Genomic DNA, 21,478 nt, shown 5'->3' with positions numbered 1-21,478 from the left:
ATGGCCCCCACAACCACCCTTTCGCCCGGTGAGGATCACGCATGCGCACAGCCCTGCTCCAGAGCTCCGGCCGCCCCGGCTCGGTCGTCGAGAACCTCAAGGTCCTCGACGAGGCCGCGGGCCGGGCCGCCGCCGCGGGCGCCGGGCTGCTCGTCGCGCCGGAGATGTTCCTCACCGGGTACGCGATCGGCGACGACATCGCCCGCCTCGCCGAGCCCGCCGACGGCGAGTCGGCCGACGCGATCGCCGAGCTGGCCGGCCGGCACGGGCTCGCGATCGCCTACGGCTACCCGGAGCGGTCCGGCGACACGGTGTACAACTCCGCGCAGCTGATCTCCGCCGACGGCACCCGCCTGGCGAACTACCGCAAGACCCACCTCTTCGGCTGCTTCGAGCGCGACCACTTCACGCCGGGGGAGCAGCCGGTGGTCCAGGCCGAGCTGGGCGGGCTCACCGTCGGCCTCATGATCTGCTACGACGTCGAGTTCCCGGAGAACGTCCGCGCCCACGCCCTGGCCGGCACGGACCTCCTGCTCGTCCCGACCGCGCAGATGCACCCCTTCCAGTTCGTCGCCGAGTCGATGATCCCGGTGCGCGCCTTCGAGAACCAGCTGTACGTCGCCTACGTCAACCGGGTCGGCCAGGAGGGCGAGTTCGAGTTCGTCGGGCTCTCCGCCCTCGCCGGTCCCGACGGGGTCGCCCGCGCCCGGGCCGGACGCGGCGAGGAGTTGGCGGTGGCCGATGTCGACCCAGTCTTCCTCGCCGCTTCCCGCGAGGCGAACCCGTACTTGAAGGACCGCCACCCCGGCCTCTACGGGGCCATCGTCCGCAGCCCCGGGTCTCCCTGATCCTGCGCAAGGAGTCCGTACCGTTACTCAGAGCCTCGACGACTCTCAGCAATCCGAACGTTTCCGTCCGGATGGTCCGTGCTCTGCCCGTTGGACAGATATTACGGTTCACGCTTCACCGCCGACAGCCCGGACAAGCTCCGGGTCTTACACCGGCTCCACGTGAGGTTTTCGGTCTCCGAGCCACTCCCGGCGACCCAGCCCCGAAGGGCAACGTGTTTCGCCTGCCGCCGCAGGGACTGAACAGCCGGACGGCTTGGCTTTCGCCGACCGGCAGCCACAACAGTAGTCACAGCGCCTGACTGATACCGACGAATACTGAAATCAGCAAGGAATTCACCCCATGACGTCCACGGTGCCCAACGCCGTCGAGCACGCAGACGAGCAGCAGCCGCCGATCACCATGTTCGGCCCGGACTTCCCGTACGCGTACGACGACTTCCTCGCCCACCCGGCAGGGCTCGGCCAGATCCCCGCGACCGAGCACGGCAGCGAGGTCGCCGTCATCGGCGGCGGACTGTCGGGCATCGTCGCCGCGTACGAGCTGATGAAGATGGGCCTCAAGCCGGTCGTGTACGAGGCGGACCGGATCGGCGGCCGACTGCGGACCGTCGGCTTCGACGGCCCCACCACCGAGGGACTCACCGCCGAGATGGGCGCGATGCGCTTCCCGCCCTCCTCCACGGCCCTCCAGCACTACATCGACCTGGTGGGCCTGGAGACCCGGCCCTTCCCCAACCCGCTGGCCGAGACGACCCCTTCGACGGTCGTCGACCTCAAGGGCGAGTCGCACTACGCCGAGACGATCGACGACCTCCCGCAGGTCTACCGCGATGTCGCCACCGCCTGGAACAAGTGCCTCGAGGACGGCGCCGACTTCTCCGACATGAACCGGGCGATGCGCGAGCGCGACGTGCCGCGCATCCGCGAGATCTGGGCCAGGCTCGTCGAGAAGCTCGACAACCAGACCTTCTACGGCTTCCTCTGCGACTCCGAGGCCTTCAGGTCCTTCCGGCACCGCGAGATCTTCGGCCAGGTCGGCTTCGGCACGGGCGGCTGGGACACCGACTTCCCGAACTCCATCCTGGAGATCCTGCGCGTCGTCTACACCGAGGCCGACGACCACCACCGGGGCATCGTCGGCGGCAGCCAGCAGCTCCCGCTCCGGCTCTGGGAGCGCGAGCCCCAGAAGATCGTCCACTGGGCGCAGGGCACCTCGCTGGCGAGCCTGCACGAGAACGGCGAACCCCGCCCGGCCGTGACCCGGCTGCACCGCACCTCCGGCAACCGGATCACGGTGACGGACGCGCACGGCGACATCCGCACCTACCGGGCGGCGATCTTCACCGCCCAGTCCTGGATGCTGCTGTCGAAGATCGCCTGCGACGACTCGCTGTTCCCGATCGACCACTGGACGGCGATCGAGCGCACCCACTACATGGAGAGCTCGAAGCTCTTCGTCCCGGTCGACCGCCCGTTCTGGCTGGACAAGGCCGTCGACGACAGGGGAAACCCGACCGGCCGGGACGTCATGTCGATGACGCTCACCGACCGGATGACCCGCGGCACCTACCTCCTCGACGACGGCCCGGACAAGCCCGCCGTCATCTGCCTGTCCTACACCTGGTGCGACGACAGCCTGAAGTGGCTGCCGCTGTCCGCGAACGAGCGGATGGAGGTCATGCTGAAGTCGCTCGGCGAGATCTATCCGAAGGTCGACATCCGGAAGCACATCATCGGCAACCCGGTGACCGTCTCCTGGGAGAACGAGCCCTACTTCATGGGCGCGTTCAAGGCGAACCTGCCGGGCCACTACCGCTACCAGCGGCGCCTGTTCACCCACTTCATGCAGGACCGGCTGCCCGCCGACAAGCGGGGCATCTTCCTCGCCGGCGACGACATCTCCTGGACGGCCGGCTGGGCCGAGGGCGCCGTGCAGACCGCGCTGAACGCGGTCTGGGGCGTCATGCACCACCTCGGCGGCGCGACGGACGCGACCAACCCGGGGCCGGGCGACGTGTACGACGAGATCGCGCCGGTCGAACTGCCCGAGGACTGACCGACCGGGCTCACAGGGGAGTGAGCAGCATGCGGCCCGCGAAGCCGACCGCCGTGTCGAGGCGTTCGGTGAACTCCTCGGCCACGTCCGGCAGCGAGCGCAGTGCCCACAGCGCCCGGGCCGCCGTCCAGGTGGCGTCCCGGGCCCGCTCCAGGCTCCACGAGCCGAGCAGATGGGTGAGCGGATCGGCGATCTGGAGGAGGTCGGGGCCCGGCATCAGCTCCTCGCGGATGCGTTCCTCCAGCGCGACGAGCAGGTCGCCCACCCGGTCGTACTCGTCCTCCAGGTCGGCCGGTTCGCAGCCGAGGCTACGACAGGCGTCCACGACGGCGAGCGCCAGGTCGTGCCCGATGTGCGCGTTGATGCCCGCGAGCGCGAACTGCAGCGGCCGTACGCCGGGATGGCGGCGCATCTGGAACAACGGCCGCCAGCAGGCCGGCGGGCGCCGGTCGGCCAGTACCGCGTCCACGGCGGTCAGATAGCGCTCCGCGAACCGTACGTCCAGCGTGCGCGCGGCCCCCGCGTCGGTGAACCCGCCGGTGTCGATCCGCCGGTCGACCTCCTGCGTCACGGCGAGGTAGACCCGATTGAAGACCGCGAGCCCGTCCTGCGGCGGCAGGGCCGCGTCGAGGGCACGCATCCGGGCGAGCACCTCGTGCACGGTCGCGTCGACGGCCGGGGCGAGAACCGTGTCCACGGGCGAGGCGAGGACCGTGTCCACGGAAGGCGCGAGGAGTGTGTCTACGGTAGGGGTGAACTGTTCGCATTGCGGCATGGGGGAAGAGTCGCAGCCCTAGGCTGGCCCGCGTGTCGGCGAGCCGGACGCTTCCCCGGAACGGGGGAACGCGTCCGTCGCGCGGAAGGGGACAGGACGGTGCAGGACGGTGCCAGGGGTGCGTGAGCGGCGGGTCACCCGGCGCGGTGTCATGGTCGCGGCCGCCTCGGTCGTGGCCGCGGTCGGGACGGCGACGGTCCTCGGCCTCGGCGACGGAGAGGGCGGGCGGGATCCGCGGGCCGGGGCACAGGTGAGCGCGACGGCCGTGTCCACGGCGCCGTCACCGTCACCGTCGGTCGCCCGGGCGACGCCGAGCGCCACGCCATCCCCCACCCCCACCCCGACGGAGTCGCAGGCCGCCCCCGCCGCGTCCCCGCGCCTCTACCGCCACCCCGATTCCCAGGTCCTCGACTGGGTCCGCGCCCACCCCGGCGACCCGCGCCGCCCCGTCATCGAGTCCCGTATCGCGAGCCGGCCGGCCGCCGTGTGGTTCACCGAGTACGCGCCCGGCACGATCACCTCGCGGGTCCGCGCGGTCACCTCGGGTGCCGCCGCTCAGGACCGGGTGCCCGTCCTCGTGGCGTACGCGATCCCGGACCGCGACTGCGGCGGCGCCTCCGAGGGCGGGGCGCCCGACTTCGACGCCTACGACGGCTGGATCGACCGGTTCGCCGCCGGCCTCGGTTCCGGCGAGGTCGTCGTCGTCCTGGAGCCGGACTCGATCGCCCAGACCGACTGTCTCTCCGAGGGCGGGCGGGCCGACCGGTTCGCCTCGCTGGCCCGCGCCGGACGCGTCCTGAAGGCCGCGAACCCCAGGGCGCGCGTCTACTACGACGCCGGTCACTCCGCCTGGAACACCCCGGAGAAGCAGGCCGCGCTCCTGAGGCGGGCGGGCGCCGCGTCCGGCGACGGCGTCTTCAGCAACGTCTCCAACTTCCACACCACGGCCGACGAGGTCGCCTACGACCGGCGCGTCCTGGACGCCCTCGGCGGCCCGGCGGGCCTCGGCGCGGTCATCGACACCAGCCGCAACGGCAACGGGGCTCCCGGCGACGGCGAGTGGTGCGACCCGGCCGGGCGGAGCGTCGGCCGCGCCCCGACCTTCGACACCGGTGAGGCGCGCATCGACGCCTACCTGTGGGTGAAGCTGCCGGGGGAGTCCGACGGCTGCCGGGGCGCGGCGGGCGAGTTCAGCCCGTCGTACGCCTACGAACTGGCCTCGTCGTAGGGGATCCGCCTACGAACTGGCCTCGTCGTAGGAACTTGTGCCCTCGTCCAGGAGCGGTTCCTGGGTCTTGAGGTGGGCCGGGGCGAAGGCGCGCAGGGCGTGGTAGCCGGTGATGACGACCAGCGTGCCCAGGGCGATGCCGCTCAGCGAGAAGGTGTCGGTGAACTTCATCGTCACGTCGCCGACGCCGATGATGATGCCGGCCGCCGCCGGGACCAGGTTCAGCGGGTTGCGCAGGTCGACGCCCGCGTTGAGCCAGATCTGGGCGCCGAGCAGGCCGATCATGCCGTAGAGGATGACGGTGATGCCGCCGAGGACCCCGCCCGGGATCGCGGCGACGATCGCGCCGAACTTGGGGCACAGGCCGAACAGCAGCGCGAAGCCGGCGGCGGCCCAGTAGGCGGCCGTCGAGTAGACGCGGGTCGCGGCCATGACGCCGATGTTCTCGGAGTAGGTGGTGTTGGGCGGGCCGCCCACCGCGGTGGACAGGACCGAGCCGATGCCGTCGGCCGCGATCGCCGTGCCCAGCTTGTCGTCGAGCCGGTCTCCGGTCATCTCGCCGACCGCCTTGACGTGTCCGGCGTTCTCCGCGACCAGCGCGATGACGACGGGCAGCGCGACGAGGATCGCCGACCACTCGAAGGACGGGCCGTGGAAGTCGGGCAGTCCGATCCAGTCGGCCCGGCCCACGCCGGAGAGGTCGAGCCGCCAGTGGTCGGTGACCTGCCCGCTGCCGTCGGCCGAGTGGATCCGGCCGAAGATCCGGTCGAACGCCCAGGAGATGCCGTAGCCGAAGACCAGCCCCAGGAAGATCGCGATCCGGGACCAGAAACCGCGCAGACAGACCACCGCCAGACCGGTGAACAGCATGACGAGCAGGGCCGTCCACTGGTCCTGCGGCCAGTAGGTGGAGGCGGTCACCGGGGCGAGGTTGAAGCCGATCAGCATCACGACCGCGCCGGTCACGACGGGCGGCATGGTCGCGTGGATGATCCGCGCCCCGAACCGCTGCACGGCCACGCCGACCAGGAACAGCGCGATGCCGACGACCAGGACCGCGCCGGTGACGGTGGCGCTGGTGCCGCCCTGGGCCCGGATGACCGCGGCCACGCCCACGAAGGACAGCGAGCAGCCGAGGTAGCTGGGCACCCGGCCGCGGGTGGCGAGCAGGAAGATCACGGTCGAGATGCCGGACATCATGATGGCGAGGTTGGGATCCAGGCCCATCAGGACGGGGGCGACGAAGGACGCCCCGAACATCGCCACCACGTGCTGGGCGCCGAGGCCGGCCGTACGGGGCCAGGACAGCCGCTCGTCGGGGCGGACCACCGCGCCGGGCGCCGGGGTGCGTCCGTCGCCGTGCAGTTTCCAGCGGACGCCAAGATCCATGGTGCGGTTTCGCTTTCGCTCGTGCGGTGCGGATGTCCGGACCATTCTCACCTGCGAACGGAAGGTGAGCGACCGCTTAGGGAGCCCGTACGATGGTGTCGTTGCCCCATACACCCACAGGAGCCCCGCCCGTGACCGCCGAAGCCCCGATCGCCCCCGCCCTGTCGTACGGCCGGCTGATCCCCGTCACCGTCCACTTCGACGACCTGGACGCGCTCGGCATGCTGCACAACGCCCGCTACCCGCTGCTGGTCGAGCGCGCGTGGACCGAGTTCTGGGAGGGGCAGGGGGTCCGCTTCGACGGCGACTGGGCCCGCGCCGGGGACGCCTGCAACGTGGTCAAGGAACTGCTGATCGGCTACGAGGCGCCGGTCACCCGCACCGGCACGTACGCCGTCCACCTCTGGCTGGAGCGGCTCGGCACCACGGGGCTGACGTACGGCTTCCGGTTCTGTTCCGCGGACGGGGGCACCACGTACGCGCGCGGCACCCGGGTCCTCGTCCGGCTGGACGCGTCCACCCTGCGCCCCACGCCGTGGAGCGAGGGCTTCAGGTCCGCGGGTCGGGCACTGCTGCGGCCCGCGGACTGACCTCCGCGCTCCGGCGCCCGCCGGTCCGCAGCACGCCCGCGAACACCACGAGTCCGCAGGCCAGCACCGTCACCACGCCGAAGGACACCACGAGGCTGGTCGCCTGGGCCACTCCGCCGATCAGGCTCGGGGCGATCAGACCGGACGTGTAGGTGATCGTCGCGACGCCCGCGATGGCCTGGCTGGGGTTCGGCCCGCTGTGCCCGGCCGCGGCGAAGCAGAGCGGTACGACGACGGCGATCCCGAGGCCCAGCAGCCCGAACCCGGTCATCGCGACGGCCGGATGCCCGGCGAGCACGATCAGCAGCCCGCCCAGCACGGAAAGGACGCCGCCCGCCCGGACGGTCCGCACCGCGCCGAACCGGTTCACCATCGCGTCGCCCACGATCCGGGCCGCCGCCATGGTGAACATGAAGCCGGTCGTGCAGGCCGCCGCGAGGCCGGCCGACGTCTCCAGCTGGTCGCGCAGATAGACCGCCGACCAGTCCAGGCTCGCGCCCTCCGCGAACACCGCGCAGAACCCGACCGCGCCGATCAGCAGCGCGGAGCGCGGCGGCAGCGCGAACCTCGGGGGCGGCTCCTCGTCCTCGGTGGGCCTGAGGTCCAGCACCCAGTGACAGGCCAGCAGGCCCAGCGCGGTGAGGACGGCCGCCGCCAGTGTGTGGTGCACGCGCGCGTCCGCGCCGAGATGCGCGGCCAGTGTGCCGCCCGCCGAGCCGATCAGCGCGCCCGCGCTCCACATGCCGTGCAGCCCGGACATGATCGACTTGCCCAGCAGCCGCTCCACCTCCACACCGAGCGCGTTCATCGCCACATCGGCCATGCCGGAGGTCGCCCCGTACGTGAACATCGCCAGGCACAGGGTGAGGAGGTTCGGCGCGAGGGCGGGCAGGGTCAGGGACAGCGTCCACATCGCGAGCAGGGCGCGCAGGGCCGTACGGCTGCCGTAACGATGGCTGATCCGGCCGGCCAGCGGCATCGAGCACGAGGCGCCGAAGGCCGTGAAGGCGAGGGCGAAGCCGAGCTGTCCCGCGCTCACGCCGGCGTGGTCCTGGATCCACGGCACGCGGGTGGCGAAGGAGCCGGTGACCGCGCCGTGCACGGTGAACACCGCCGCCACGGCGTACCGGGCGCGTCGTACCTCCGACGGTGCGTGGACCACTTCGCTCATTCTTCCGTCCCTCTCGGCTCCATACCGCCCGGCCATGATGCCGTCGTAAACTATCAGGAACCCTGCCTGATAAAAAGAGAGCGCTCTCGGACTTTCGCTCACCGGCCCGTGGGAGGATCCCCGCATGCCCGCATCCCCGAGCACCGCCCGGGCCATCAACGACCGGCTCGCCCTGCGGCTGCTGCAGGACGAAGGCCCGTTGACGGCCGGGCGGTTGAAGCAGCTCACCGGTCTGTCCCGGCCGACGGTCGCCGACCTCGTCGAACGCCTCACCGCCGCCGGTCTGATCGAGGTCGTGGGAGAGGCGGGGGAGCAGCGGCGCGGACCGAACGCCAGGCTGTACGGCCTCGTCGCCGACCGCGCCCACCTGGCGGCGCTGGACGTGCGCACCGAGGGGGTCGCCGTGCGCGTGTGCGACCTGGTGGGCCGGGTGCTGACGGAGGCGTCCGTGCCGATCGGCGGCGACACCGGCACCGGCCCCGCCGTGGAGCAGGCGGTGACCCTGGTCGAGCGGGCCGTGAAGGAGGCCGGCGCCGACCGGCTGCACACCGTGGGCATCGGCGCGCCCGGGCTGATCGACCCGGCCGGCGGTGAACTGCGCAACTCCACCGGCCTGCCCGAGTGGCACCGCCGTCTGGTGGCCGCCCTCCAGGAACGGTTCCCGCACGCGCGCGTGAACGTCGAGAACGAGACCAACCTCGCGGCGCTGGCCGAACAGCGTGAGGGCGGCGCCCGGGACCGCGACACCTTCGTCCTGCTCTGGCTCGGCCATGGCACCGGCGCCGCCGTCGTCCTCGACGGCACCCTGCGCCGCGGCGCCTCCGGCGGCACGGGCGAGATCGGCTTCCTGCCGGTACCGGGCACGACCGGCCTCCCCTCGGCCACGGACTGCGAGGGAGGCTTCCACTCCCTGGCCGGCTCGGCGGCGATCGTCGCGCTGGCCGCCGGACACGGCCTGACCGCACCCCCGGAGGGCGACGAACCGGCGGGGGCGGCGGTGGTCCGGGAGGCGGCGCGGAGGGTGCGGGGCAGCGGAGCGGCGCCGGGGGAGAGGCGGCTGCCGGAGGGAGTGCCGGTGCCGGAGGCGAGGGAGCGGCGGCTCCCGGAAGGACTACCGCTCCCGGAAGGCGTACCGGTGCGTGAAGCGGCGCCGGGACGAGATGCCGTGCCCTCCGCCGCCGGTGCTTTCCTCGACGCCCTCGCCGATCGTGTCGCCATCGGTGTCGCCTCGGTCGTCGCCGTGCTCGACCCCGGGTGTGTGGTCCTCGGGGGCGAGGTCGGGCACGCCGGGGGGCGGGAGCTCGCCGACCGGGTGGCGGCGCGTCTGAGACGGATGGCACCGCTGCCCACCGAGGTACGGCCGAGTGCCCTGGGCGGCGGCGCGGTCCTGCGCGGAGCCCTGCTCACGGCCCGCGAGTCCGCGCAGGAGGACCTGTTCGGGGCGCCCTAGTTCCGGGGAAGGGACCTGCGCGTCAGGTACTCCTCGAACGTCCCCTTGCCCACCGCCCGCTCCGGTGCCAGGTGACCGCCCTCCCGGAACGCGCGATAGGCCGCGCCCCAGAGCGGCACGTGCACCACTCTGCGCCGCTTGCCGCTCGCCTTCAGATACGCGTGGGCCAGCGACTCGAACGTACGGACCTCGGGCCCCGCCATGTCCTCGACGTGCCCCGCCGGCGCGCCCTTTGCCAGCTCCGCGAGCCGCCCGGCGACCTCGGCCACCTCCACCGGCTGGTCGCTCACCCCGGCCGGCAGGAACATCACCGGCACCTTGGCCAGCCCCTCGAACACCTGAAGTAGCAGGTCGTGGAACTGGGTCGCGCGCAGCACGGTCCAGCCGAGGCCCGACTCCTCCACCAGCTTCTCCACGGCCAGCTTCGCCTCGTAGTAGCCGAACGGCACCCGGTCCACTCCGACGATCGAGATGTGGACGAGGTGCCGTACGCCCGCCGTCCGGGCCGCCCCGATCAGGTGCGCCGCCGCCTGCTCGTCGCCCCCGCGCGGAGTGCTCGCGCAGTGCACGACCGTGTCCACGCCGGCCAGGGCCGTGTCCAGTTCCGGCCCGCCCTTGCGCAGGTCGACGGCGTACGGCCGGCTGTGCCGGCTCAGTACCCGCACCTCGTGGCCGTCCGCCCGCAGCCGCGCGGTGACGAGCCGGCCGAGGGTGCCGGTGCCGCCGGTCACCAGGATCGTGGTCATGCCGTTCAGCCCCTTCGGACACCGGACGCTCCCGGGTGGAGCGCCCATCGCCAGCCGAGTACGAACTCCAGCTTGTCCGGATCGAGTACGGCCCGCACGTCCGTGCGGTGAACCGGGGATGGGGAGGCCCGGCGACGGGCAAGGGCCGTCGTCACCGCCGCCGGACCGTACCCGTCGACCCTAAGAGGACTAGACCAGTGCGTCAATAGGTCTGGACCAACCGTCAGGCGTGCCCCGGATGCGGCGAGTTGGGGCGCCCTGGGGGTGTCCGACAAGTCCAGCGACACGCTCTGTGAGCCACCCCACACACTTCGCCCGTATGGACGACGATCCGGCGTGGCACACTGGCCCTGTACCTAAAGCAGCGCACTCCGGGGTCGGTGAAAGTCCGAACCGGCGGTTACAGTCCGCGACCCGGTCACTTCCAGTGACCGGTTGACCAGGTGAAATTCCTGGACCGACGGTTAAAGTCCGGATGGGAGGCAGTGCGCGGCGGGCGGGCATTCGTGCGCGCCGCCGTATGTGTACTCGTCCGGATGGACGAGTCTGTCGGCGTCGCCCCCGGTGTCCCCGCTCGTGTCTGCTGTCGTCATCGACAGGCCCCGGAGTCCGTGCCCGAATGAGGCAGGAGGACCCGGGAAGTGTTCACCGGAATCGTCGAAGAGCTGGGTGAGGTCACCGCCGTCGAGGACCTCGGCGACGCCGCCCGCTTCCGGCTGCGCGGCCCCGTCGTCACCGACGGAGCGAAGCACGGCGACTCCATCGCCGTGAACGGAGTCTGTCTCACCGTCGTGGAGCACGAGGGCGACGAGTTCACCGCCGACGTCATGGCGGAGACCCTCGTCCGCTCCAGCCTCCGCACCCTCACCGTCGGCTCCCGCGTCAACCTCGAACGCCCCACCGCGGTCGGCGCACGCCTCGGCGGGCACATCGTGCAGGGCCATGTCGACGGCACCGGCCAGGTCCTGGAGCGCAAGCCCTCCGAGAACTGGGAGATCGTCAAGGTCTCCCTCCCCGCCGAACTCGCCCGGTACGTCGTCGAGAAGGGCTCCATCACGGTCGACGGCATCAGCCTCACCGTCGTCGAGGCCGGCCCCGACTACTTCACCGTCAGCCTCATCCCCACCACCCTCGACCTGACCACGCTCGGCCTCAAGCAGCCCGGCGACCCGGTCAACCTCGAGGTCGACATCGTCGCCAAGTACGTCGAGCGCCTGCTCGCGAGCGCGCAGGGAGCGGGCAAGTGAACTGGCTGACCTCCGTGGCGTTCACCGCCTTCGGCAAGCCCATCCTGTGGACGGACATGATCGGCAACATCACCGGTCTGGCCGCCCTCGCCCTCGGCTGGCGGCGCTCCGTCTGGAGCTGGCCCGTCCAGTTCCTGGCAGGCCTCATCCTCTTCGGCGCCTTCTTCGGCCATCTGACCGGCAGCGCGGGCAAGCAGGCGATCGTCATGGTCGTCGCCCTGTTCGGCTGGTGGCAGTGGAACCGCAAGAAGGGCGAGGCCGGTGACGGACACATCGCCCCGCGGTTCGCCACCTGGACCGAGCGCGCGGTGATGGTCGGGGCGGCCGCCGCCGGCACCGTCGCGGTCGCCCTGCTCTTCAAGGCGTACCCGAGTCTGTCCTGGGACCCCTGGCCGGACGCCTACATCTTCGTCGGCACCATCGTCGCCATGTACGCCCAGGCGCGCGGCATGGTCGAGTTCTGGATCGCCTGGCTCCTCGTCGACCTCGTGGGCGTCCCCCTCAACTTCGCCAACGGCTACGCCTTCTCCGGCTTCGTCTACGTCATCTACGGCGCGCTCGTCCTGTGGGGCATGCGCGACTGGTGGCTGCGCTCCCGCAGGGGCCCGCAGCCCGCTCTGGAAGGAGCGCCGGCATGAGCACGGCACCGATCCTCTACAGCACCGACGGCCTGGAAGACCTCACGCTCGACCCCGTCGAGCAGGCCATCGCCGACATCGCGGCCGGCCGCCCGATCGTGGTCGTCGACGACGAGGACCGCGAGAACGAGGGCGACCTCGTCATCGCCGCCGAGAAGGTCACCCCCGAGATCGTCGCCTTCATGATGAGCGAGTGCCGCGGTTTGATCTGCGCTCCCATGGAGAGCGACGAGCTGGACCGGCTGAAGCTTCCGCAGATGGTCGACGACAACACCGAGTCGATGAAGACCGCCTTCACGGTCTCCGTCGACGCCTCCGCGGCCCACGGCGTCACCACCGGCATCTCCGCCTCCGACCGCGCCACCACCCTCCGGTTGCTGGCGAGCGGCGACGCGGAGCCGACGGACTTCGTCCGTCCCGGCCACATCTTCCCCCTCCGCGCCAAGGCGGGCGGGGTCCTGACCCGCAACGGCCACACCGAGGCCGCCGTCGACCTCGCCCGCCTCGCGGGACTGCGGCCGGCCGGCGCCATCGTCGAGATCGCCGGCGAGGACGGCCGGATGCTCCGCCTGCCCGAACTGATCCCGTTCGCCCGCAAGCACGGCCTGACGATCATCTCCATCGAGGACCTGATCGCCTACCGCCGCAGCGCCGAGCCGACGGTCCGCCGCGAGGCGGAGACCCGGCTGCCCACCGTCCACGGCACCTTCACCGCGTACGGCTACCGCTCCACCGTCGACGGCGTCGAGCATGTCGCCCTCGTCCACGGCGAGATCGGCGACGGCAAGGACGTCCTGGTCCGCGTCCACTCCGAATGCCTCACCGGCGACGTCTTCGCCTCCCTGCGCTGCGACTGCGGCCCCCAGCTCGACGCGTCGCTGGAACGCATCCAGAGCGAGGGCCGGGGCGTGGTCGTCTACCTGCGCGGACACGAGGGCCGGGGGATCGGCCTGCTGTCCAAGCTGCGCGCGTACGAGCTCCAGGAGCAGGGCCACGACACCCTCGACGCCAACCTGGAACTCGGCCTGCCCGCCGACGCCCGCGACTACGGCGCCGGCGCGCAGATCCTCGCCGACCTGGGCGTGCGCAGCGTCCGGCTGATGACCAACAACCCCGAGAAGACCGACGCGCTCGTCCGGCACGGCATCGAGGTCACCGAGCGCGAACCGATGCCCGTCCAGGCGGGCGAGCACAACATCCGCTACCTGCGCACCAAGCGGGACCGGATGGGACACGACCTGCCCTGGCTGGACACGGCCCCCGTGTCCCCCTGCGGCAACCAGTAACAAGAGCACCTCTAGGAGAGACGTGAGCGGCAAGGGCGCACCGGAACTGTCCGTACGCAATGTGGGTGACCTGCGGGTCGCCGTCATCGCGGCACAGTGGCACGAGAAGGTGATGGACGGTCTGGTCGACGGCGCGCTGCGCGCCCTGCACGACCTGGGCATCGACGAGCCGACCCTGCTCAGGGTCCCCGGCAGCTGGGAGCTCCCGGTCGTCGCCAAGGTCCTCGCGGGCCGCGGCTACGACGCGATCGTCGCCCTCGGCGTCGTCATCCGCGGCGGCACCCCCCACTTCGAGTACGTGTGCCAGGGCGTCACCCAGGGCCTGACCCAGGTGTCGGTCGAGACCGGCGTCCCCGTCGGCTTCGGCGTCCTCACCTGCGACACCGAGGAGCAGGCCCTGGACCGGGCCGGTATCGAGGGCTCGAACGAGGACAAGGGACACGAGGCGGTGACGGCGGCGGTGGCGACCGCGGCCACCCTCCGCTCAGTATCTGAACCCTGGCGATAGGCCCACCGGCAAAAGGGCTAGGGTGGGCAGCACCATGTCCAAGAAGACGTTCGAGGAGCTCTTCGCCGAGCTCCAGCAGAAGGCCGCCACCGGCGACCCCGCCACCTCCCGCACCGCCGAACTGGTCGGGAAGGGCGTCCATGCCATCGGCAAGAAGGTCGTCGAAGAGGCCGCCGAGGTCTGGATGGCCGCCGAGTACGAGGGCAAGGAAGCGGCCGCCGAGGAGATCTCGCAGCTGCTCTACCACGTCCAGGTGATGATGGTCGCCCGCGGGATCTCGCTGGACGACGTCTACGCCCACCTGTAAACCCTTTTCCGATACATCGCACTTTTCACGCAAAGGAAGCCGACCTCATGCTGCGCATCGCCGTCCCCAACAAGGGTTCCCTGTCAGGCCCTGCGGCGGAGATGCTGCATGAGGCCGGCTACCAGCAGCGCCGCGAGTCCAAGGAGCTGCGGATCGTCGACCCGGTCAACGAGGTGGAGTTCTTCTACCTCCGCCCCCGCGACATCGCGATCTACGTCTCCTCCGGCCGCCTCGACATCGGCATCACCGGCCGCGACCTGCTCATCGACTCCGGCGCCAACGCCGAGGAGATCCTGCCGCTCGGCTTCGCCCGCTCCACCTTCCGCTTCGCCTCCAAGCCGGGCGAGGCGAACGGCGTGGAGGACCTCAAGGGCAAGACGGTCGCCACCTCCTACGAGGGCATCGTCGCCAAGCACCTCGCCGACAACGGCATCGACGCCTCCGTCGTCCACCTCGACGGCGCCGTCGAGACCGCGATCGAGCTGGGCGTCGCCGAGGTCATCGCCGACGTCGTCGAGACCGGTACCTCCCTGCGCAACGCGGGCCTGGAGGTCTTCGGCGAGCCCATCATGAAGTCCGAGGCCATCGTGATCCGCCGCACCGGCGCGGAGTCCGACGACAACGCCGAGTCCAAGGTCCAGCAGTTCCTGCGCCGCCTCCAGGGCGTCCTGGTCGCCCGGACCTACGTGATGATGGACTACGACTGCCGTGTCGAGCAGCTGGAGAAGGCCGTCGCGCTGACCCCGGGCCTGGAGTCGCCGACCGTCTCCCCGCTGCACAACGAGGGCTGGGTCGCCGTCCGCGCCATGGTCCCCGCCAAGGAGGCCCAGCGGATCATGGACGACCTCTACGACATCGGCGCCCGCGCCATCCTGACCACAGCCATCCACGCCTGCCGCCTCTGACCTCCACCGGGAACATGTCCGATCTTCCGGGCAGCGATCTGCCCACCCTGCCCGTCACCTTCCGGCCGGGCCGCACCCGTGTGGTGCTGCTCACGGCCGGAGTGACGATCTTCCTCGTCATCTCCGGCATTGCGATGCTGCTGGAGAAGCTCGGTCCGGGGGAGCGGCTCAGCTTCGTCCTGACCGGCGCCCTCATCTTCGGGGTGCTGGCCCGGCTCGCCCGGGTGCGGGTCTCCGCCGACGACTCCGGTGTCACCGTGGTGAACATCGCGAGCATGCGGCGGCTGGACTGGGCCGAGATCATCCAGGTGAACCTCCGTCCGGGCGACCCCTGGGTGTTCCTCAACCTCACCGACGGCACCAGCCTGCCCGCGCTCGGCATCCAGCCCGGCATCGACAAGCAGCAGGCCATCGCGGACGCGCGGGCGCTGCGCGGGCTCGTCGAGGCGCGTTCCGTCCGGGACCCCGAGACGTCCACAGGGCAAGATCAGGGCTGACTCGGGGCGGTCCACCCTGCCGCTGGAGCCCCTGTCTTGATTAATCTGGTGACGGAGGCGTTCCCCTTGTGCCTCCGCCCCTGTTGTGCCCTGCCGGGCGCACAGGGGTTCCTGCTACCCGAGGAGTGACCCTCTCCGGCGATGGACGGTTCGTCCTGTAGTACCTGCGCCGCCCCCATCCGACATGCTTCGGAGGCGGCGGCATCATGACCATCCCCCTGCTGCTCCTGGCAGCCGCGTTCCTGCTCATCCTCGCCAACGGCTTCTTCGTCGCCGCCGAGTTCGGCCTCGTCACGGTCGAACGCCCGGACGCGGAGAAGGCCGCCGCCGAGGGCGACAAGCGAGCCCGTACGGTCGTGGAGTCGCTCAAGGAGCTGTCCTTCCAGCTCTCCGGCACCCAGCTCGGCATCACCATCACCTCGCTCGTCGTCGGCATGCTCGCCGAACCGGCGCTCGCGGAGCTGCTGCACGGCCCCTTCACCGCGATCGGCATCCCCGAGGGCGCCGTCTCCGGTGTCGCCGTGGTCGTCGGCATGCTGCTGGCGTCCGCCGTCCAGATGGTGGTCGGCGAACTCGTGCCCAAGAACTGGGCGGTGTCCAAGCCCCTGCAGGTCGCGCGGTTCGTCGCGGGCCCGCAGCACGCCTTCTCCCGCCTCTTCCGGCCGGTGATCGCGGGCCTCAACACGGTCGCCAACCGGCTGGTGCGCGCCCTGGGCGTCGAGCCCACCGAGGAGCTGGCCTCCGCCCGCACCCCGGGCGAACTCGTCTCCCTCGCCCGCCACTCGGCCCAGGCGGGCGCCCTCGAACAGGACACGGCCGACCTGTTCGTACGGACCCTGTCCCTGGCCGAGCTGACCGCGCAGCACGTCATGACGCCGCGCGTGAAGGTCAGCGCCCTGCAGTCCTCGGCCACCGCCGAGGACGTGGTCAATCTGACCCGGGCCACCGGGCTGTCCCGCTTCCCCGTCTACCGCGAGAAGATCGACGAGATCGTCGGCATGGCCCACCTCAAGGACGCCCTGGCCGTCTCCGTCCACGACCGCCTGCGCACCCCGGTCTCCCGGATCGCCCGCCCGGCTCTGCTGGTCCCCGAAACCCTGCCCGTCCAGCCGCTGCTGGCCCGGCTGCGGAGCGAGCAGCCCATCGCCGTCGTCGTCGACGAGTACGGCGGCACGGCCGGCGTGGTCACCCTGGAGGACATCGTCGAGGAGATCGTCGGCGAGGTCCGCGACGAGCACGACGGGCACGACAGCCCCGAACTGGCCGCCGCCCCGCCCGAAGAGGGCAAACCCGCCTGGGACGTCGACGGCAGCTGCCGGGTCGACACCCTCCAGCGGATAGGCCTCGAGGTGCCCGAGGGGCCGTACGAGACCGTGGCCGGCCTCGTCGCCGACCTGCTCGGCCGGATCCCGGCCGTCGGCGACCGGGCGGAACTGCCCGGCTGGCGGCTGACCGTGCGCCGGGTCGGCCACTACCGGGCCGAGCGGGTCCGGCTGGTCCGCACCGGCCAGGTCGTGGAGGTCTCCCGGTGAACGTCCTCCAACTCGTCTTCGCCGCCCTGCTCGTGCTGACCAACGGCTTCTTCGTGGGCGCCGAGTTCGCCCTCGTCTCCGTCCGCCGCAGCCAGATCGAGCCCCTGGGCACCGCCCGGGCCCGCCAGGTCCTCTACGGCCTGGAGCGCCTGCCGCAGATGATGGCCGCCGCCCAGTTCGGCATCACCGTCTGCTCCCTCACCCTGGGCGCGGTCGCCGAACCGACCGTCGCCAAGCTGCTGGAACCGCTCTTCGAGTGGATCCACCTCCCGCACGGCATGATCCACCCCCTGGGCTATGTCATCGCCCTGGCCGCCGTGGTCTTCTTCCACCTCGTCATCGGCGAGATGGTCCCGAAGAACCTCGCCATGGCCGCGCCGGAGAAGGCCGCACTGTGGCTCAGCCCGGGCCTCGTCGCCTTCGCCCGGCTGTGCCGGCCGATCACCGTCGCCCTCGGCGCCTGCGCCCAGGGCATCCTGCGGCTCTTCCGGGTCGAGCCCAAGGACGAGGTCGAGGCCGTCGTCACCAGCGAGCAGCTCAACCGGCTGCTGGAGGACTCCGGCCAGGCGGGTCTCCTCGACCCCGAGGAGCAGGAGCGTCTGGAGGACGCGCTGGAACTGGGCTCCCGCCCCGTGACGGACGTCCTGCTGAAGCGCGAGTCGCTGGTCACGGTCAGCCCGTCGGTCACCCCCGGCGAGATCGTCGAACTCACCGCCCGCACCGGCTACTCCCGCTTCCCCGTCGCCGCGGAGACCGGCGCGTACATGGGCTACCTCCATGTGAAGGACGTCCTCGACGTCGAGGACTCCCAGCGTGCGGTGCCCCAGCAGGTCTGGCACCCGATGACGACCCTCCGCTCCGACCTGCCCCTGGACGACGCCCTGACGGTGATGCGCCGTGCGGCCACCCACCTGGCCCAGGTCGCGGACGCCTCCGGCCGGGTCCTGGGCCTGGTCGCCCTGGAGGACGTACTGGAACTCCTGGTCGGCGAGGTCACCGACCCGGCCCACCGCGAGGTACCAGAGGTCAGACTGACGGAACCAAGAGCAAGCGGCGAGCCGGAGGAGGCGATGGCGTCGTAGGGGCGGTGGGGGCTGTCGTTCGGCTGCGGCTGCGTCGTGGCTGGTCGCGCAGTTCCCCGCGCCCCTAGGGGGCTGCAGTCACGCGCACGTAGCTGCGGGCAGTCGTGCCGCTGGGGCGATGGGGGAGGGTGGGCGCAGCGGCACCCCGTCAGCGCCGGGCCGCGCGACCCACCCCGGGCACCTCACATCGCCGACGGATCCTGCGGCCCCCGCCCCGACAGCACCTCGCCGTACGCCTGCATCAGATCCGGCAACCGCAGTGTCGACAAGTCGTCACGAGTCAGTGCCCCGGGATAGGTGGACAACCGCAGATCCCGGTACGCACAGCTCTTCTCGTACAGCGTCCGCAGGAACCGCCCGTTGCCCAACTCGTCGATCCACCCCTGGTCGACGACATGCCCGGCGATGGAGCGCAGCTCGTCCAGCGCCTCCTCGTCCCACACGTCACCGTTCTCCGCCGCGAGCACCTCGCCGATGGAGGTGAGTTCGAGAGGGCGGTAGGAGGGAAAGTCGACACGGGTCGTGAAACGGGAGGACAGCCCGGGGTTCGCGGCGAGCAGCCGGTCCATGCCCTCCGGGTAGCCGGCCAGGATCACCACCAGGTGGTCCCGGTTGTCCTCGGCCCGCTTCAGCAGCACCTGCAACGCCTCGTCCCCGTACGCGTCGCCCTTGCCGTACCCCGAGTTGGAGAGCGAGTACGCCTCGTCCACGAAGAGGACGCCGCCGAGGGCGGAGTCGATCAGTTCGTTGGCCTTGACCGCCGTCTGGCCGAGGTACTCGCCGACGAGGTCGGCCCGCTGGGCCTCCACCAGATGGTCGCCGCCGAGCAGACCGAGGGCGTAGAAGACGCGGCCGAGGATGCGGGCCACGGTGGTCTTGCCGGTGCCGGACGGCCCGGAGAAGACGAAGTGCCGTTTGGGCGGCTGGACCGGAAGGCCCTGCCCGGCCCGCAGCCGGGCCATGTTGAGCTGTGCCGACAGAGCCTTGACCTGGCGTTTCACCGGTTCCAGACCCACCATGCGCTCCAGCTCGGCGAGCGCCTCCTCGAGTAAGACGGGGTCGGTGGGCCCGGCGGGCAGCGGGGACGGCACGACCGACTTCGCCCGTACGGCGGGGTCCGCGACCGACGGCAGGGGGCCGACCGGCGGCAGGTCGGCGGGCTCGGTGAGCTTGAGGTCCCGGCCCTCCGTGCCGAACAGCGGATCGAGGGCGTCCGGCCCGTCCCCCACGTCCTGCCCGACCCCGCTGAGTGTGATCGCCGCGAAGTCGGCGGGATCGTCGTAGCCGTCGCCCTCGGCGATCGCGGCGAGCCGGGCGGAGGTGTCCATGAAGGCGGGGTCGACCCGGTGCACCGCCCGGTACAGGGGGAGCGCGGCGGCCGAGCGGCCGGTGCCCTCGTGGGCCCGGGCCAGCCAGTAGCGCAGCTCCTTGCGCTGCGGCTGCTCGCTGCGACAGCGCATCAGGGCGGCGGACAGCAGTGGTTCGGCCTGGCCGTACATCTCCAGCCTGACCCTGGCCATTCCGCCGAAGAGCCCGGCCTCGATACCGAGGAGCGGGTCGTCCAGCAGGGGGTCGGTGTGCCGGACGAGCTGTTCCCAGTCCTTGACCAGGTAGGCGCGGCAGGCGTGCAGGAAGCGGACCTGGTGGTCGGTGTCGACGGGCGGGAGCCCGGCGAGTGCCCGGTCCAGCTCGGGGACGTGCCGGCCGTCCAGCCAGTGCGAGGCGTGCGCGAGCAGCAGATCGCGCGGGCTCTCGAGCACCGGCTGCACCCACCAGCCCAGCCAGTACCAGGAGTTGAGCGCACGACGGTGCCGGGCGCGCTGTTCGCCGAAGCGGTCCCGGTGCCGGAACATCCGCAGCAGCGCGGTCGTCGTGTCCACGCGCAGCGCGTGCAGCCCGAGCCAGCCGTCGGCCATCCCGGGGTCGATCCGTACCGCGGTGCGGAACTCCTCCTCCGCCTGCGGATACGCGCCCATGGTGTAGGCGTCCACGCCTCGTAGCCAGGCGAGGTCGGCCGGGGCCTCCGGGCCCTGCGTGCCGAAGTCCATCACGTCCCCCACAAACCGTGCCCCCGTCGGTTTGCCACCGGGCTCGTGCCCGTCGGCTGCCTTGGTCGAACCGCTGTGCCGCGGACCGGAGTTGCAAGGTGCGCGAAGCAGCTGTCCGTAGGTCGCACCGAGGGCATCGTACCTGCGGGAGCAGTGCCCGCCGAAGGGTGCCGCACAGGCCGTTTGGCGAGGTGGGAGCCGACGGGGCGCATCCCGCGACGGTGACCCTCGGTGAGCGCGCCACGCCATGGAGCGTCCGGAAAGTGGAGCGAGAGGCGGGCTGAGGGCAGAACGAAGCCCCCGATCACGGGGGAACAACCGGGGGCTTCGCGACTGAGGGCGGCTGCGATTGCCGCACATTCAGAACGTAAGTCCTGTCCGGGCCGTCGGTCAAGCGAAGTTGGGGCACTTGGCGAACTTCGAGCGTGGGAGCCTTCACAGGTTCACCACATCGCGGGTGGTCCCTCACGGTGGGTGACACCCGGGTGTCCGCCGGGGGTTCCCAGCGGCCCCGGCAGTACCTCGTACCCCTCGGTCAACTGCCGTACCAGCAACGCGGCATGGGGTCTCGACGGGTCCTCCGCGAAGTGCCGCGCCTCCGCCCGGACCCAGCCGTCCCAGAACGCGCGCTGTTCCTCCCCGTCCCGCGACCGGCCGCGCGCCCAGGCCTCCTCGCGCGGTGTCTCCAGCCACAGCAGACAGGCCAGGTGCGGCCGCAGGGCCCGGCGGCCCGCGCCGACCCCCTCGATCAGGACGACGGGGGCGGGGGGCAGCGGCCGGGGCGGGCCGAAGCGGCGCTCGGTCCAGTCGTAGGGGGCGTAGTGGGCGGTCTCGCCGTGGCGGAACGGCTCGATCACCTCGGTCAGGAGTCGCTCGGTCCAGGTGAACAGTTCCTCGTGGCTGGCGATGTCGTCGAGGTGCAGCACCGGCGCACCGCCCAGCGCCTCGGCCAGCCGGCCCGCGAACGTGGACTTCCCGGAGCCCGCGTGGCCGTCGACCCCGATCAGGCGGACCGGGCCGCAGGACGGGGGGAGGCGGCGGAGCCGGGAGGCGAGCTGGTGGATGACGGGTCCTAGGGGGCGGGTTCCGGACGGGGCGGAAGGGGGCACAGCGGGTGCGGCGCGAAAGAGCCACGGCGTGCGGCGCGAAAGTCTAGTGCGGCACCTGGTGCG

The 21,478-nt window shown here is 71.5% G+C and carries 20 protein-coding genes and 1 riboswitch; of the genes, 14 read left to right on the top strand and 6 right to left on the bottom strand.

Features of this window, described 5'->3' with window-relative positions:
* Positions 1–41 precede the first annotated feature (41 nt).
* Both ACIRF9_RS22310 and ACIRF9_RS22305 read left to right on the top strand, forming a co-directional pair.
* Complete coding sequence (locus ACIRF9_RS22310) at positions 42–848, top strand: carbon-nitrogen hydrolase family protein (protein WP_403824825.1); 807 nt, start codon at positions 42–44, stop codon at positions 846–848.
* A gap of 343 nt (positions 849–1,191) precedes the next feature.
* Entirely contained in the window at positions 1,192–2,907 is a 1,716-nt protein-coding gene (locus ACIRF9_RS22305) for a flavin monoamine oxidase family protein (RefSeq protein ID WP_403824822.1), read from the top strand.
* A gap of 10 nt (positions 2,908–2,917) precedes the next feature.
* Here the strand turns inward: ACIRF9_RS22305 and ACIRF9_RS22300 are convergent, their stop codons facing one another.
* Complete coding sequence (locus ACIRF9_RS22300; protein WP_403824819.1) at positions 2,918–3,682, bottom strand: DUF5995 family protein; 765 nt, start codon at positions 3,680–3,682, stop codon at positions 2,918–2,920.
* Between the two features lie 151 nt (positions 3,683–3,833).
* Here ACIRF9_RS22300 and ACIRF9_RS22295 point away from each other — a divergent pair, with 151 nt between their 5' ends.
* On the top strand, positions 3,834–4,910 hold the full coding sequence (locus ACIRF9_RS22295; protein WP_403825499.1) for a glycoside hydrolase family 6 protein: 1,077 nt from the start codon (positions 3,834–3,836) through the stop codon (positions 4,908–4,910).
* Positions 4,911–4,919: 9 nt separating this feature from the next.
* On the opposite strand, the gene ACIRF9_RS22290 is transcribed toward ACIRF9_RS22295, so the two are convergent.
* Positions 4,920–6,299, bottom strand: a complete 1,380-nt coding sequence (locus tag ACIRF9_RS22290) for a uracil-xanthine permease family protein (protein ID WP_403824817.1) — start codon at positions 6,297–6,299, stop codon at positions 4,920–4,922.
* Positions 6,300–6,430: 131 nt separating this feature from the next.
* Here ACIRF9_RS22290 and ACIRF9_RS22285 point away from each other — a divergent pair, with 131 nt between their 5' ends.
* Complete coding sequence (locus ACIRF9_RS22285) at positions 6,431–6,889, top strand: acyl-CoA thioesterase (RefSeq protein WP_403824814.1); 459 nt, start codon at positions 6,431–6,433, stop codon at positions 6,887–6,889.
* On the opposite strand, the gene ACIRF9_RS22280 is transcribed toward ACIRF9_RS22285, so the two are convergent.
* A complete protein-coding gene (locus ACIRF9_RS22280) occupies positions 6,849–8,060 on the bottom strand; it encodes an MFS transporter (RefSeq protein ID WP_403824811.1) in 1,212 nt (403 codons plus the stop codon). The two genes, ACIRF9_RS22285 and ACIRF9_RS22280, sit on opposite strands and share 41 nt — an antisense overlap.
* A 124-nt stretch (positions 8,061–8,184) precedes the next feature.
* Between ACIRF9_RS22280 and ACIRF9_RS22275 the strand changes: the two genes are divergently transcribed.
* On the top strand, positions 8,185–9,510 hold the full coding sequence (locus tag ACIRF9_RS22275; RefSeq protein WP_403824808.1) for an ROK family protein: 1,326 nt from the start codon (positions 8,185–8,187) through the stop codon (positions 9,508–9,510).
* On the opposite strand, the gene ACIRF9_RS22270 is transcribed toward ACIRF9_RS22275, so the two are convergent.
* Entirely contained in the window at positions 9,507–10,256 is a 750-nt protein-coding gene (locus ACIRF9_RS22270; RefSeq protein ID WP_403824805.1) for an SDR family oxidoreductase, read from the bottom strand. The two genes, ACIRF9_RS22275 and ACIRF9_RS22270, sit on opposite strands and share 4 nt — an antisense overlap.
* 362 nt (positions 10,257–10,618) lie before the next feature.
* Positions 10,619–10,749: riboswitch (FMN riboswitch) on the top strand.
* Between the two features lie 148 nt (positions 10,750–10,897).
* On the opposite strand from ACIRF9_RS22270, the gene ACIRF9_RS22265 reads away from it, so the two are divergent.
* The 9 genes from ACIRF9_RS22265 to ACIRF9_RS22225 all read left to right on the top strand — a co-directional run bounded on the left by ACIRF9_RS22265 (position 10,898) and on the right by ACIRF9_RS22225 (position 18,258).
* Positions 10,898–11,503 carry a riboflavin synthase gene (locus ACIRF9_RS22265; protein WP_403824802.1) on the top strand — a complete coding sequence of 202 codons (606 nt, stop codon included), beginning with the start codon at positions 10,898–10,900 and terminating at the stop codon, positions 11,501–11,503.
* Positions 11,500–12,141 (top strand): nicotinamide riboside transporter PnuC, encoded by a 642-nt coding sequence (locus tag ACIRF9_RS22260; protein WP_403824799.1) that lies wholly within the window; start codon positions 11,500–11,502, stop codon positions 12,139–12,141. The genes ACIRF9_RS22265 and ACIRF9_RS22260 overlap by 4 nt, the downstream gene beginning before the upstream one ends.
* Complete coding sequence (locus ACIRF9_RS22255) at positions 12,138–13,427, top strand: bifunctional 3,4-dihydroxy-2-butanone-4-phosphate synthase/GTP cyclohydrolase II (protein ID WP_403824796.1); 1,290 nt, start codon at positions 12,138–12,140, stop codon at positions 13,425–13,427. Before ACIRF9_RS22260 ends, ACIRF9_RS22255 begins: the two co-directional genes overlap by 4 nt.
* A gap of 22 nt (positions 13,428–13,449) precedes the next feature.
* Positions 13,450–13,935 (top strand): 6,7-dimethyl-8-ribityllumazine synthase, encoded by a 486-nt coding sequence (gene ribH / locus ACIRF9_RS22250; RefSeq protein WP_003988915.1) that lies wholly within the window; start codon positions 13,450–13,452, stop codon positions 13,933–13,935.
* A 34-nt stretch (positions 13,936–13,969) separates the two neighbouring features.
* Positions 13,970–14,242, top strand: coding sequence for a phosphoribosyl-ATP diphosphatase (locus ACIRF9_RS22245; RefSeq protein WP_055636932.1), 273 nt, complete (start codon positions 13,970–13,972; stop codon positions 14,240–14,242).
* A gap of 47 nt (positions 14,243–14,289) precedes the next feature.
* Positions 14,290–15,147, top strand: coding sequence for an ATP phosphoribosyltransferase (gene hisG / locus ACIRF9_RS22240; protein ID WP_403824790.1), 858 nt, complete (start codon positions 14,290–14,292; stop codon positions 15,145–15,147).
* 14 nt (positions 15,148–15,161) lie between these two features.
* Entirely contained in the window at positions 15,162–15,644 is a 483-nt protein-coding gene (locus ACIRF9_RS22235) for a PH domain-containing protein (RefSeq protein WP_403824787.1), read from the top strand.
* Between the two features lie 206 nt (positions 15,645–15,850).
* Positions 15,851–17,176: a hemolysin family protein gene (locus ACIRF9_RS22230; protein WP_403824784.1), complete on the top strand. Its 1,326-nt coding sequence runs from the start codon at positions 15,851–15,853 to the stop codon at positions 17,174–17,176.
* Positions 17,173–18,258: a hemolysin family protein gene (locus ACIRF9_RS22225; RefSeq protein ID WP_403824781.1), complete on the top strand. Its 1,086-nt coding sequence runs from the start codon at positions 17,173–17,175 to the stop codon at positions 18,256–18,258. Before ACIRF9_RS22230 ends, ACIRF9_RS22225 begins: the two co-directional genes overlap by 4 nt.
* A gap of 182 nt (positions 18,259–18,440) precedes the next feature.
* Here the strand turns inward: ACIRF9_RS22225 and ACIRF9_RS22220 are convergent, their stop codons facing one another.
* Together ACIRF9_RS22220 and ACIRF9_RS22215 are read right to left on the bottom strand one after the other, a co-directional pair.
* Positions 18,441–20,306, bottom strand: a complete 1,866-nt coding sequence (locus ACIRF9_RS22220; RefSeq protein WP_403824778.1) for an AAA family ATPase — start codon at positions 20,304–20,306, stop codon at positions 18,441–18,443.
* 443 nt (positions 20,307–20,749) lie between these two features.
* Entirely contained in the window at positions 20,750–21,415 is a 666-nt protein-coding gene (locus ACIRF9_RS22215; protein ID WP_403824775.1) for a uridine kinase, read from the bottom strand.
* Between the last annotated feature and the right edge of the window lie 63 nt (positions 21,416–21,478).

The organism is Streptomyces sp. NPDC096132, from assembly GCF_044763345.1.
GTDB lineage: Bacteria > Actinomycetota > Actinomycetes > Streptomycetales > Streptomycetaceae > Streptomyces.
This window is presented reverse-complemented; position numbering and strand designations above follow the sequence as displayed.

Coding starts and splice junctions, on each gene's coding strand:
- ACIRF9_RS22255 (WP_403824796.1), top strand. CDS start 12,138: ATGAGCACGGCACCGATCCTCTACAGCACCGACGGCCTGGAAGACCTC.
- ACIRF9_RS22270 (WP_403824805.1), bottom strand. CDS start 10,256: ATGACCACGATCCTGGTGACCGGCGGCACCGGCACCCTCGGCCGGCTC.
- ACIRF9_RS22245 (WP_055636932.1), top strand. CDS start 13,970: ATGTCCAAGAAGACGTTCGAGGAGCTCTTCGCCGAGCTCCAGCAGAAG.
- ACIRF9_RS22295 (WP_403825499.1), top strand. CDS start 3,834: ATGGTCGCGGCCGCCTCGGTCGTGGCCGCGGTCGGGACGGCGACGGTC.
- ACIRF9_RS22280 (WP_403824811.1), bottom strand. CDS start 8,060: ATGAGCGAAGTGGTCCACGCACCGTCGGAGGTACGACGCGCCCGGTAC.
- ACIRF9_RS22305 (WP_403824822.1), top strand. CDS start 1,192: ATGACGTCCACGGTGCCCAACGCCGTCGAGCACGCAGACGAGCAGCAG.
- ACIRF9_RS22275 (WP_403824808.1), top strand. CDS start 8,185: ATGCCCGCATCCCCGAGCACCGCCCGGGCCATCAACGACCGGCTCGCC.
- ACIRF9_RS22290 (WP_403824817.1), bottom strand. CDS start 6,299: ATGGATCTTGGCGTCCGCTGGAAACTGCACGGCGACGGACGCACCCCG.
- ACIRF9_RS22235 (WP_403824787.1), top strand. CDS start 15,162: ATGTCCGATCTTCCGGGCAGCGATCTGCCCACCCTGCCCGTCACCTTC.
- ACIRF9_RS22220 (WP_403824778.1), bottom strand. CDS start 20,306: ATGGACTTCGGCACGCAGGGCCCGGAGGCCCCGGCCGACCTCGCCTGG.
- hisG (WP_403824790.1), top strand. CDS start 14,290: ATGCTGCGCATCGCCGTCCCCAACAAGGGTTCCCTGTCAGGCCCTGCG.
- ACIRF9_RS22300 (WP_403824819.1), bottom strand. CDS start 3,682: ATGCCGCAATGCGAACAGTTCACCCCTACCGTAGACACACTCCTCGCG.
- ACIRF9_RS22230 (WP_403824784.1), top strand. CDS start 15,851: ATGACCATCCCCCTGCTGCTCCTGGCAGCCGCGTTCCTGCTCATCCTC.
- ACIRF9_RS22310 (WP_403824825.1), top strand. CDS start 42: ATGCGCACAGCCCTGCTCCAGAGCTCCGGCCGCCCCGGCTCGGTCGTC.